The organism is Streptococcus sp. 544 (assembly GCF_013277385.1).
Taxonomy (GTDB): domain Bacteria; phylum Bacillota; class Bacilli; order Lactobacillales; family Streptococcaceae; genus Streptococcus; species Streptococcus mitis_BA.
In genome coordinates, this window is record NZ_VMMU01000006.1 from 190,088 (window position 1) to 202,274 (window position 12,187).

At 39.9% G+C, this 12,187-nt stretch carries 10 protein-coding genes and 2 tRNA genes; all 12 read left to right on the forward strand.

Translation table 11 applies throughout. The annotated features are described in order from the left end of the window. The first annotated feature begins 8 nt into the window (after window positions 1-8). The 12 genes from parC to dnaX all read left to right on the forward strand — a co-directional run bounded on the left by parC (window position 9) and on the right by dnaX (window position 12,171). Entirely contained in the window at window positions 9-2,480 is a 2,472-nt protein-coding gene (parC, locus tag HT728_RS03650; RefSeq protein ID WP_173233837.1) for a DNA topoisomerase IV subunit A, read from the forward strand. Window positions 2,481-2,614: 134 nt separating this feature from the next. Next, window positions 2,615-3,637 (forward strand): branched-chain amino acid aminotransferase, encoded by a 1,023-nt coding sequence (locus HT728_RS03655; protein WP_173233839.1) that lies wholly within the window; start codon window positions 2,615-2,617, stop codon window positions 3,635-3,637. Between the two features lie 22 nt (window positions 3,638-3,659). After that, window positions 3,660-5,627, forward strand: coding sequence for a peptide ABC transporter substrate-binding protein (locus HT728_RS03660; protein WP_173217567.1), 1,968 nt, complete (start codon window positions 3,660-3,662; stop codon window positions 5,625-5,627). A gap of 64 nt (window positions 5,628-5,691) precedes the next feature. After that, window positions 5,692-6,381 (forward strand): DUF969 domain-containing protein, encoded by a 690-nt coding sequence (locus HT728_RS03665; RefSeq protein ID WP_057487179.1) that lies wholly within the window; start codon window positions 5,692-5,694, stop codon window positions 6,379-6,381. Then, window positions 6,378-7,301, forward strand: a complete 924-nt coding sequence (locus HT728_RS03670) for a DUF979 domain-containing protein (protein ID WP_120007861.1) — start codon at window positions 6,378-6,380, stop codon at window positions 7,299-7,301. Before HT728_RS03665 ends, HT728_RS03670 begins: the two co-directional genes overlap by 4 nt. A gap of 14 nt (window positions 7,302-7,315) precedes the next feature. Beyond that, window positions 7,316-7,960: a pyroglutamyl-peptidase I gene (pcp, locus tag HT728_RS03675; RefSeq protein WP_000699369.1), complete on the forward strand. Its 645-nt coding sequence runs from the start codon at window positions 7,316-7,318 to the stop codon at window positions 7,958-7,960. Window positions 7,961-8,127: 167 nt separating this feature from the next. After that, window positions 8,128-8,358 (forward strand): DUF2969 domain-containing protein, encoded by a 231-nt coding sequence (locus tag HT728_RS03680; RefSeq protein ID WP_000037113.1) that lies wholly within the window; start codon window positions 8,128-8,130, stop codon window positions 8,356-8,358. A gap of 49 nt (window positions 8,359-8,407) precedes the next feature. Beyond that, window positions 8,408-8,488, forward strand: a tRNA-Tyr gene (locus HT728_RS03685). A 9-nt stretch (window positions 8,489-8,497) separates the two neighbouring features. Beyond that, a tRNA-Gln gene (locus HT728_RS03690) sits at window positions 8,498-8,569 on the forward strand. A gap of 161 nt (window positions 8,570-8,730) precedes the next feature. Further along, a complete protein-coding gene (rpsA, locus tag HT728_RS03695) occupies window positions 8,731-9,933 on the forward strand; it encodes a 30S ribosomal protein S1 (protein WP_173233841.1) in 1,203 nt (400 codons plus the stop codon). 85 nt (window positions 9,934-10,018) lie between these two features. After that, window positions 10,019-10,516, forward strand: a complete 498-nt coding sequence (locus tag HT728_RS03700; protein WP_120007857.1) for a GAF domain-containing protein — start codon at window positions 10,019-10,021, stop codon at window positions 10,514-10,516. Beyond that, on the forward strand, window positions 10,516-12,171 hold the full coding sequence (gene dnaX, locus HT728_RS03705) for a DNA polymerase III subunit gamma/tau (protein ID WP_050222942.1): 1,656 nt from the start codon (window positions 10,516-10,518) through the stop codon (window positions 12,169-12,171). Before HT728_RS03700 ends, dnaX begins: the two co-directional genes overlap by 1 nt. The last annotated feature ends 16 nt before the right edge of the window (window positions 12,172-12,187 follow it).

Below are 12,187 nucleotides of genomic sequence, written 5' to 3' on the forward strand. Positions count from 1 at the left end.
GAATTATTATGTCTAACATTCAAAACATGTCCCTGGAGGACATTATGGGAGAGCGTTTTGGGCGCTACTCCAAGTACATTATTCAAGACCGGGCTTTGCCAGATATTCGTGATGGATTGAAGCCGGTTCAGCGCCGTATTCTTTATTCGATGAATAAGGATGGCAATACCTTTGACAAGAGCTACCGTAAGTCGGCCAAGTCTGTCGGGAATATCATGGGGAATTTCCACCCACACGGTGATAGTTCTATCTATGATGCCATGGTTCGTATGTCTCAGGACTGGAAAAATCGTGAGATTCTAGTTGAAATGCATGGTAACAACGGTTCTATGGACGGGGATCCGCCTGCGGCTATGCGTTATACCGAAGCGCGTTTGTCTGAAATTGCTGGCTACCTTCTTCAAGACATCGATAAAAAGACTGTTCCTTTTGCATGGAACTTTGATGATACAGAGAAAGAACCGACAGTCTTACCAGCAGCCTTTCCAAACCTCTTGGTCAATGGTTCTACTGGTATTTCGGCTGGTTATGCCACAGACATTCCACCTCATAATTTAGCTGAGGTTATTGATGCGACGGTTTACATGATTGACCACCCGACAGCCAAGGTGGATAAACTCATGGAATTCTTGCCTGGACCAGATTTTCCGACTGGAGCCATCATCCAAGGGCGTGATGAAATTAAGAAAGCCTATGAAACAGGAAAAGGGCGCGTGGTTGTTCGTTCCAAGACTGAAATTGAAAAGCTAAAAGGTGGTAAGGAACAAATTGTTATTACTGAGATTCCTTATGAAATCAACAAGGCTAATCTGGTCAAAAAAATCGATGATGTTCGTGTCAATAATAAGGTAGCTGGTATTGCTGAGGTTCGTGATGAGTCTGACCGTGATGGTCTTCGTATCGCTATCGAACTTAAGAAAGACGCCAATACGGAGCTTGTTCTCAACTACCTATTTAAGTACACCGACCTGCAAATCAACTACAACTTTAACATGGTGGCGATTGACAATTTCACGCCTCGTCAGGTTGGGATCGTTCCAATTTTGTCTAGCTACATCGCACATCGTCGTGAAGTGATTTTGGCGCGTTCACGCTTTGACAAGGAAAAGGCAGAGAAACGTCTCCATATCGTAGAAGGTTTGATTCGCGTGATTTCGATTTTGGACGAAGTCATTGCCCTTATCCGCGCTTCTGAGAATAAGGCGGACGCCAAGGAAAACCTTGAGGTCAGCTATGACTTTACAGAAGAGCAGGCTGAGGCTATCGTAACCTTGCAACTGTACCGTTTGACCAATACAGACGTAGTTGTCTTGCAGGAAGAAGAAGCAGAACTTCGTGAAAAGATTGCTATGCTTGCGGCGATTATCGGTGATGAACGGACCATGTACAATCTCATGAAGAAAGAACTTCGTGAGGTCAAGAAGAAATTTGCGACTCCACGTTTGAGTACTTTAGAAGACACTGCGAAAGCAATCGAGATTGATACAGCTAGTCTGATCGCCGAGGAAGATACCTACGTCAGCGTGACCAAGGCAGGTTATATCAAGCGTACCAGCCCACGTTCCTTTGCAGCTTCCACTCTGGAAGAAATTGGCAAACGTGATGATGACCGTTTAATCTTTGTTCAATCTGCCAAGACCACCCAGCATCTTTTGATGTTCACGACCCTTGGAAATGTCATTTATCGACCAATCCATGAATTGGCAGATATTCGTTGGAAGGACATCGGCGAGCATCTGAGCCAGACCATTACAAACTTTGAAACTAACGAAGAAATCCTTTATGTTGAAGTAGTGGATCAGTTTGATGATGCGACAACTTATTTTGCAGCGACTCGTCTCGGTCAAATCAAGCGTGTAGAACGAAAAGAATTCACTCCGTGGCGGACCTACAAGTCTAAGTCAGTTAAGTATGCTAAGCTCAAAGACGATACAGACCAGATTGTAGCAGTGGCTCCGATTAAACTAGATGATGTTGTCTTGATTAGCCAAAATGGTTATGCCCTTCGTTTCAACATCGAAGAGGTTCCAGTTGTCGGTGCCAAGGCGGCAGGGGTCAAGGCTATGAACTTGAAAGAAGATGATGTCCTCCAATCGACCTTTATCTGTAATACCTCGTCCTTCTACCTCTTGACTCAGCGTGGAAGTTTGAAACGTGTTTCTATTGACGAAATTCCAGCAACCAGCCGTGCCAAACGTGGTTTACAAGTTTTGCGTGAGTTGAAAAATAAACCACATCGTGTCTTCTTAGCAGGAGCAGTTGCAGAACAAGATTTCGTTGGTGACCTCTTTAGTACAGAAGTGGACGAGAACGACCAAACTCTGCTTGTTCAATCCAACAAAGGAACAATCTATGAAAGCCGATTGCAAGACTTGAACTTGTCAGAACGCACAAGTAACGGTAGCTTCATCTCTGACACGATTTCTGATGAAGAAGTTTTTGATGCTTATCTTAAAGAAGTATTTACTGAAGCTAAATAAGTGAAATGAAGAATCAGTTCTAAGAGCTGGTTCTTTTTATTGAAGAAATTTTCTGAAAATTACAAAATATACTTGCTATTTTAGAAAAATAGTGTAGAATATAAGAAATAGGTTTTTAGAATAAGGAGTGGAATATGACAGTAACGATTGATTGGGAAAACCTTGGTTTCTCCTATATGAAATTACCTTATCGCTATATTGCTCATTTTAAAAATGGACAATGGAATCAAGGAGAGCTTACAGAGGATGCAACTTTGCATATTTCAGAGTCTTCTCCAAGTCTTCACTATGGTCAACAAGCATTTGAAGGTTTGAAAGCTTATCGTACTAAGGATGGCAGTGTTCAACTGTTCCGTCCTGATGAAAATGCCAAACGCCTGCAACGGACATGTGACCGTCTCTTGATGCCACAAGTTCCAACAGAAATGTTTGTAGAAGCTTGTAAAGCAGTTGTCCGTGCGAATGAAGAATACGTACCACCATACGGAACAGGTGGAACCCTCTATCTTCGCCCTCTTTTGATTGGTGTCGGAGATATTATCGGGGTAAAACCAGCAGAAGAGTATATTTTCACCATCTTTGCTATGCCAGTTGGAAATTACTTTAAGGGTGGTTTGGTCCCAACCAACTTCTTGATTCAGGATGAATACGACCGTGCCGCTCCAAATGGTACAGGTGCGGCTAAGGTTGGTGGGAACTATGCTGCCAGTCTCTTGCCAGGGAAATTGGCTAAATCACGTCATTTCTCAGATGTTATCTACCTAGACCCTTCAACTCATACAAAGATTGAAGAAGTCGGTTCAGCTAACTTCTTTGGAATTACAGCTGATAATGAATTTGTAACACCATTGAGTCCATCTATCTTGCCATCTATTACCAAGTATTCCTTACTTTATTTAGCAGAACACCGCTTGGGCTTGACTCCTATTGAGGGGGATGTCCCAATTGATAACCTTGACCGTTTTGTAGAGGCTGGTGCCTGTGGTACAGCAGCGGTTATTTCTCCAATTGGAGGTATTCAGCACGGTGATGATTTCCATGTATTTTATAGTGAAACAAAAGTAGGACCTGTGACTCGTAAACTCTATGATGAATTGACAGGAATTCAGTTTGGTGATATTCCAGCGCCAGAAGGTTGGATTGTAAAAGTAGATTAAAAATATATTAAAGGAGATTTTTATGAAATCAAAAAAGTGGATTTTAACAACAGGACTTATCCTAAGCACAACAGCTCTTTTAGCAGCCTGTGGAAAAGCTGATAAAGAAGCAGATGCTCCGACAACATTTTCTTATGTATATGCAGTGGATCCAGCATCCTTGGACTACAGTATAGCAACGCGTACATCCACAACAGATATTATCGGGAATGTCATTGATGGTTTGATGGAAAATGATAAATATGGTAATGTTATTCCTTCTTTGGCTGAGGATTGGTCTGTCTCAAAAGATGGATTGACTTATACCTATAAACTTCGTAAAGGAGTGAAATGGTACACATCAGAAGGCGAAGAATACGCAGAAGTAACAGCCCATGACTTTGTGACAGGACTAAAACACGTCGCTGATGGTAAGTCAGACGGTGTCTCTCTCATCCAAAATTCAATCAAAGGCTTGGACGCCTATATGACTGGTGAAACCAATGATTTCTCTACAGTTGGTGTTAAAGCTTTGGATGACTATACAGTTGAGTATACATTGAATGCGCCAGAAAGTTTCTGGAATTCAAAAGTGACTACAGCAACGATGTTGCCTGTAAATGAAGAGTTTTTAAAGGCATCAGGAAAGAATTACGGAGAGGTTAGCCCAGCAGGTATTCTCTACAATGGTCCTTATTTCTTAAAAACATTGACTTCTAAATCGTTGATTGAATATGAAAAAAATCCAAATTACTGGGATAAAGAAAATGTTAAAATTGAGAAGATTAAATTGACCTACTACGATGGTTCAGATCAGGAGTCTTTGATCCGTAGCTTCTCCTCTGGTGCTTATACGACAGCCCGTCTCTTCCCAAGCAGCTCAAACTTTGCTTCAACTTTGGAAGAATACGGAGATAAAATCACTTATAGCCCACAGGACTCAAGCAGTTATTACTTCACCTTTAACGTAAATCGTCAGTCATACAATAAAACTGCGAAAACAAGCGAAGAGCAAAAGACTTCTACAAAAGAAGCGATGCTCAATAAGGACTTCCGTCAGGCTATCAACTTTGCCTTCAACCGTCATTCGTATGCTGCCCAGCTAAACGGTGAAGATGGTGCGGACAAGATTATTCGTAACAGCCTTGTTCCAGATAACTTCGTACAAGCAGGTGGTAAGAACTTTGGTCAAATCGCCCAAGCAGAGTTGGTGAACTATGGTGACCAATGGAAAGGTGTTGAGCTAGTTGACGGTAAGGATTCTATCTACAACCCTGACAAGGCTAAAGCTGCTTTCGAAAAAGCTAAGAAAGACTTGGAATCTAAAGGGGTAACCTTCCCAATTCACTTGGATGTCCCGGTTGAACAAACAGATACTATCGCCGTTCAACAAAGCAACTCTTTCAAACAGTCTATTGAATCAACTCTTGGTGCTGAAAATGTTGTCATCGATGTACTTCAAATGACAGATAATGAAAAAGAAACGATTACATCACAAGCGCGTGTTCCTTCTCAAAAAGACTATGATTTGAACAGTACAGGATGGGCTCCAAGCTATCAAGATCCAGCATCTTACTTGAATATTATGGATCCAAAATCTGGTTCTGCCATGAAACACCTTGGTATTACGAAAGGAAAAGATAAGGATGTTGTCGCTAAACTTGGTTTGGATCAATATAAGAAATTGTTAGAAGATGCTGTTTCTGAGACCACTGACTTAGAGAAGAGATATGAAAAATATGCCAAAGCTCAAGCTTGGTTGACAGATAGTTCATTATTGATGCCAACAGCCTCATCTGGTGGTTCTCCAGTTGTAAGTAACGTAGTACCATTCTCAAAACCATACTCACAAGTTGGTATTAAGGGGGATCCATATATCTTTAAAGGAATGAAATTGCAAAAAGATATTGTTACAACAAAAGAATATGACGAAGCTCTTAAAAAATGGCAAAAAGAAAAATTGGAATCCAATAGCAAATATCAAAAAGAACTAGAAAAACACATTAAATAAGGAATGGTATTGCTTTTGATAAAATTTAAAAAATACTGTCATTTTGAATATAAAGGAGTTTGATATGGAGTGGATTAAACTAATAGGAATAGCAATCATTGTTGTGGGTTTTATTTTAAAGTTTGATACAATTGCAACAGTAGTCTTAGCTGGTTTGGTTACAGCTTTAGTTTCAGGTGTTTCTCTTGTTGAATTTTTGGAGATTTTGGGAAAAGAATTTAGCAATCAGCGAGTGCTCACGATTTTTATGGTTACCTTGCCTCTTGTGGGGCTGTCAGAAACCTTTGGACTCAAGCAACGATCAATTGATTTGATTCGAAAGATTAAAGGTCTGACAGTTGGAAACTTCTATACAGTTTATTTCTTTATTCGAGAGTTAGCTGGTTTCTTTTCAATTCGTCTAGGAGGACACCCTCAGTTTGTCAGACCTTTGGTTCAACCTATGGGAGAAGCAGCAGCAGAGTCTCAATTAGGTAGAAAGTTAACAGAGGTTGAAGATGAGGCAATAAAAGCGCGTGCGGCTGCAAATGAAAATTTTGGAAATTTCTTTGCTCAAAATACGTTTGTAGGTGCTGGGGGAGTCCTCTTGATAGGGGGAACATTAGATCAGTTAGGCTATGAAAGTAATTATGCAGGGATTGCTTCTGCATCTATTATTGTTGCTGTTATAACACTTATTGTAGTGGGGATTTATAATTATTTATTTGATAAAAAATTGACATCAGAAAAGACTAGGGGAGGAGAACAAAAATGACAGAGTTGGCAAAGCAACTATTAGAGTTGACCTATATTGTGATTGGTTGTCAATTTCTCCATACAGCCTATTGTAGTTATAAAGATAAAACAAACCCAGTCCGATTTGGAACATCTGCATTTTGGACTCTATTGGCTATTACGTTTATAGGTGGTTCCTATATGCCAAATATGAGTATTGGTATTATTGTAATCATATTATCGCTGTTAACATTGTTTAAGCAAGTCCGTATCGGAACCTTGCCATCCTTAGATGAAATGAAAGCCAATATTGAATCTAACAGATTGAAAAATAAAATTTTTATTCCAGTTATGCTGATGGCAATACTTGCGTTGGTCTTAGCGCAAATGATTCCAGAATTTAGCAAGATTTCGATTAGCCTTGCCGCCTTATTTGCTACAATTTCTGTTCTTGTGATTACCAATAGTCACCCTAAGAGTTTGTTATCAGAAAATAATCGAATGACTCAGCAAGTTTCAACAAGTGGGATTGTTCCCCAATTATTAGGGGCTTTGGGGGCTATTTTTACTGTAGCAGGTGTTGGTGATGTTATCTCTCATCTGATTAGCGGTATTGTTCCTTCAGATAGTCGCTTTATAGGAGTTTTGGCCTATGTTCTTGGAATGGTTCTATTCACAATGATTATGGGAAATGCTTTTGCAGCATTCACCGTTATTACAGCAGGTGTTGGAGTTCCCTTTGTATTTGCTCTGGGAGCTAATCCAATTGTGGCTGGTGCTCTTGCCATGACAGCAGGTTATTGTGGGACCTTATTGACCCCAATGGCTGCTAATTTTAACGCTCTACCAGCAGCATTGATGGATATGAAAGATCAGAATGGCGTTATAAAGGCTCAAGCAGGTGTTGCGCTAGTAATGATTGTTATTCACATATTCTTAATGTACTTTCTCGCATTTTAGTAAAGGAAAATAAAATGAAAATATTGGTTACAGGTTTTAATCCTTTTGGAGGTGAAAAGATTAATCCAGCTTTGGAGGCTGTAAAATTATTACCATCTGAGATTAATGGGGCCGAAGTTCGCTGGGTAGAAATTCCAACGGTTTTTTATAAGTCGTCAGAAGTTTTAGAGGCAGAAATATTACGATATCAACCAGATGCTGTACTTTGTATTGGACAAGCAGGCGGCAGGACAGGTTTAACACCTGAACGAGTGGCTATTAATCAAGATGATGCTCGCATACCTGATAACGAAGGCAATCAACCAATTGATACACCGATTCGTATTGATGGAGCATCGGCCTATTTTAGTAGTTTACCTATCAAAGCGATGGTACAAGCTATTAAAAAACAGGGACTTCCGGCAGTTGTATCCAATAGTGCAGGAACCTTTGTTTGCAATCATTTGATGTACCAAGCTCTTTATTTAGTGGATAAAAAATTCCCTAATATGAGAGCAGGTTTCATGCATATTCCATATATGATGGAACAAGTAGTAAATAAGCCGAATACTGCAGGAATGAGTCTATGTGATATTGTAAGAGGCATAGAGGTAGCTATTGAAGCTATTGTAGACTACAAAGATAAGGATTTGCAGTTAGTAGGTGGTGAGACTCACTGATAACCTAAAAAGGATAGTCAATTATGCTTGTTTACTAACTATTAGCTATGCTAAATTGATTGAGGTTGTTTACATAAAACTCTATGTCAGACAAGCCTGATATAGAGTTTTTTCTTGCTAGTTTTAGGATTTTCTTGTAAAATAGAAAAAGTGAAGAGAGGTATGAAATGAGTAAGAAAGATAAAAAAATCGAAATTCAAGTAGCAGATGCCAAGGTTAATGTAGGAAAAGACAGTTTTGAAGGTTATACCTTGACCATTGGTAAAAAAGTTATCGGAGAAATTGCCGAATTAGATGGACAATTTGCCATCATAAAGAATGGGAATGTCGATAGTTTTTATAAAAAATTGGAAAAAGCTGTGGAAATTTTGATTGAAAATTATAATTTAGCAAAATAAGTCTTGTTTTTTTGAAATTTTCATGATATAATAGTCCATGTTGATTGTAGGAGAGATAGCGAAGAGGCTAAACGCGGCGGACTGTAAATCCGCTCCTTCGGGTTCGGGGGTTCGAATCCCTCTCTCTCCATTTTATCAATGGGGTATAGCCAAGCGGTAAGGCAAGGGACTTTGACTCCCTCATGCGTTGGTTCGAATCCAGCTACCCCAGTTCTTAGGTAATAATCAAGATAAAAAGCAAAATATCTTAGGGTATTTTATTTTTATAATTGAAAGACGTGAATGATATGAACATGTCCTTGCGGGTGCTTAGGAAAAAAATTATAAGTATGTCAAGTTTAAGAAAAACTTGATTGTTGGAGGATTTTTTAGATGAACGAATTTGAAGATTTGCTAAATAGCGTTAGCCAAGTTGAGACTGGTGATGTTGTTAGTGCTGAAGTATTGACAGTTGATGCGACTCAAGCTAACGTTGCAATCTCTGGAACTGGTGTTGAAGGTGTCTTGACTCTTCGCGAATTGACAAACGATCGCGATGCAGATATCAATGACTTTGTTAAAGTAGGAGAAGTATTGGATGTTCTTGTACTTCGTCAAGTAGTTGGTAAAGATACTGATACAGTTACATACCTTGTATCTAAAAAACGCCTTGAAGCTCGCAAAGCATGGGACAAACTTGTTGGTCGCGAAGAAGAAGTTGTTACTGTTAAAGGAACTCGTGCCGTTAAAGGTGGACTTTCAGTAGAATTTGAAGGTGTTCGTGGATTTATCCCAGCTTCAATGTTGGATACTCGTTTCGTACGTAACACTGAGCGTTTTGTAGGTCAAGAATTTGATGCTAAAATCAAAGAAGTTGACGCTAAAGAAAACCGCTTCATCCTTTCACGTCGTGAAGTTGTTGAAGCAGCTACAGCAGCAGCTCGCGCTGAAGTATTCGGTAAATTGGCTGTTGGTGATGTTGTAGCTGGTAAAGTTGCCCGTATCACAAGCTTTGGTGCTTTCATCGACCTTGGTGGTGTTGATGGATTGGTTCACTTGACTGAATTGTCACATGAACGTAACGTATCACCAAAATCAGTTGTAACTGTTGGTGAAGAAATTGAAGTGAAAATCCTTGATCTTAACGAAGAAGAAGGACGTGTATCACTTTCACTTAAAGCAACAACACCTGGACCATGGGATGGCGTTGAGCAAAAATTGGCTAAAGGTGATGTAGTAGAAGGAACAGTTAAACGTTTGACTGACTTCGGTGCATTTGTTGAAGTATTGCCAGGTATTGATGGACTTGTTCACGTATCACAAATTTCACACAAACGTATTGAAAATCCAAAAGAAGCTCTTAAAGTAGGTCAAGAAGTTCAAGTTAAAGTTCTTGAAGTTAACTCAGATGCAGAGCGCGTATCACTTTCTATTAAAGCTCTTGAAGAGCGTCCAGCTCAAGAAGAAGGACAAAAAGAAGAAAAACGTGCTGCTCGTCCACGTCGTCCAAAACGTCAAGAAAAACGTGATTTTGAACTTCCAGAAACACAAACAGGATTCTCAATGGCTGATTTATTTGGTGATATCGAACTTTAATCAAATTGAAAATTCACAAAATCCTTTGTTTACTAAACAAGGGATTTTTCTTTTGTCTCGGCTCCTTTTTTGATATAATAGTTCTATGTTAAAATCAGAAAAACAATCACGTTATCAAATGTTAAATGAAGAATTGTCCTTCCTATTGGAAGGCGAAACCAATGTTTTGGCTAATCTTTCCAACGCCAGTGCTCTCATAAAATCACGTTTTCCTAATACCGTATTTGCAGGTTTTTATTTGTTCGATGGAAAGGAATTGGTTTTAGGTCCCTTCCAAGGAGGTGTTTCCTGCATCCGTATTGCACTAGGCAAGGGTGTTTGTGGTGAGGCAGCTCACTTTCAGGAAACTGTTATTGTTGGAGATGTGACGACCTATCCCAACTATATTTCTTGTGACAGTCTAGCTAAAAGTGAAATTGTGGTGCCGATGATGAAGAATGGTCAGTTACTTGGAGTTCTGGATCTGGATTCTTCAGAGATTGAGGATTACGATGCTATGGATCGAGATTATTTGGAACAATTTGTCGCGATTTTGCTTGAAAAGACGGAATGGGACTTTACAATGTTTGAGGAAAAATCTTAATGTATCAAGCACTTTATCGAAAATATAGAAGTCAAAACTTCTCCCAGTTGGTTGGTCAAGAAGTTGTGGCTAAGACTCTTAAACAAGCAGTAGAGCAAGAGAAAATAAGTCATGCCTATCTTTTTTCTGGTCCACGGGGAACAGGAAAAACCAGTGTAGCTAAGATTTTTGCTAAGGCTATGAACTGTCCCAATCAAGTGGGTGGCGAACCTTGCAATAACTGCTATATTTGTCAGGCAGTGACGGATGGTAGTTTAGAAGATGTCATTGAAATGGATGCGGCCTCTAATAATGGGGTGGATGAAATCCGTGAAATTCGTGATAAATCTACCTATGCCCCTAGTCTTGCTCGTTATAAGGTTTATATCATAGATGAGGTTCACATGCTGTCTACAGGGGCTTTTAATGCCCTCCTAAAGACGCTGGAAGAGCCAACACAGAATGTAGTCTTTATTTTGGCCACTACTGAATTGCACAAGATTCCTGCTACTATTTTATCCCGTGTGCAACGTTTTGAGTTTAAATCAATTAAGACACAGGATATTAAGGAACATATCCACTATATCTTAGAAAAAGAAAATATCAGTTCTGAACCAGAGGCTGTGGAAATCATTGCCAGACGAGCGGAAGGTGGAATGCGGGACGCCTTGTCTATTTTGGATCAAGCCCTGAGTTTGACACAGGGAAATGAATTGACGACTGCCATCTCTGAAGAAATTACTGGCACCATTAGCCTATCAGCCTTGGATGATTATGTGGCTGCCTTGTCTCAACAGGATGTTCCCAAAGCTTTGTCTTGCTTGAATCTTCTTTTTGATAATGGTAAGAGCATGACCCGTTTTGTGACCGACCTTTTGCACTATTTAAGAGACTTGTTAATTGTTCAAACAGGGGGAGAAAATACTCATCATAGTCCAGTCTTTGTAGAAAATTTGGCACTTCCTCAGGAAAATCTGTTTGAAATGATTCGCTTAGCGACAGTGAGTTTAGCAGATATTAAGTCTAGTTTGCAGCCCAAGATTTATGCTGAGATGATGACCATCCGTTTAGCAGAGATTAAGCCTGAACTAGCTCTTTCTGGGGCAGTTGAACATGAAATTGCTACGCTGAGACAGGAAGTGACACGTCTCAAACAAGAACTCGCAAATGTGGGAACTGTATCCAAGCCAACAAGTCCAGCTCCTAGTCGTCCAGCTACGGGCAAAACAGTCTATCGTGTAGATCGCAATAAAGTGCAATCTATCTTACAAGAGGCTGTCGAAAATCCTGATTTGGCACGTCAAAACCTGATTCGCTTGCAGAATGCCTGGGGAGAGGTAATTGAAAGTCTAGGTGGGCCGGATAAGGCTTTGCTGGTTGGTTCTCAACCGGTTGCGGCCAATGAACACCATGCAATTCTTGCTTTTGAGTCTAACTTTAATGCTGGTCAAACCATGAAACGGGACAATCTCAACACTATGTTTGGCAACATCCTCAGTCAGGCAGCAGGTTTTTCACCTGAGATTTTAGCTATTTCCATGGAGGAATGGAAAGAAGTTCGCGCAGCCTTTTCAGCCAAAGCCAAATCTTCTCAAACTGAAAAAGAAGCAGAAGAAAGTCTGATTCCAGAAGGATTTGAATTTTTGGCTGATAAAGTGAAGGTAGAGGAAGACTAAAGAAAGATTTCATGAT

Coding starts and splice junctions, on each gene's coding strand:
- parC (WP_173233837.1), top strand. CDS start 9: ATGTCTAACATTCAAAACATGTCCCTGGAGGACATTATGGGAGAGCGT.
- HT728_RS03655 (WP_173233839.1), top strand. CDS start 2,615: ATGACAGTAACGATTGATTGGGAAAACCTTGGTTTCTCCTATATGAAA.
- HT728_RS03660 (WP_173217567.1), top strand. CDS start 3,660: ATGAAATCAAAAAAGTGGATTTTAACAACAGGACTTATCCTAAGCACA.
- HT728_RS03665 (WP_057487179.1), top strand. CDS start 5,692: ATGGAGTGGATTAAACTAATAGGAATAGCAATCATTGTTGTGGGTTTT.
- HT728_RS03670 (WP_120007861.1), top strand. CDS start 6,378: ATGACAGAGTTGGCAAAGCAACTATTAGAGTTGACCTATATTGTGATT.
- pcp (WP_000699369.1), top strand. CDS start 7,316: ATGAAAATATTGGTTACAGGTTTTAATCCTTTTGGAGGTGAAAAGATT.
- HT728_RS03680 (WP_000037113.1), top strand. CDS start 8,128: ATGAGTAAGAAAGATAAAAAAATCGAAATTCAAGTAGCAGATGCCAAG.
- rpsA (WP_173233841.1), top strand. CDS start 8,731: ATGAACGAATTTGAAGATTTGCTAAATAGCGTTAGCCAAGTTGAGACT.
- HT728_RS03700 (WP_120007857.1), top strand. CDS start 10,019: ATGTTAAAATCAGAAAAACAATCACGTTATCAAATGTTAAATGAAGAA.
- dnaX (WP_050222942.1), top strand. CDS start 10,516: ATGTATCAAGCACTTTATCGAAAATATAGAAGTCAAAACTTCTCCCAG.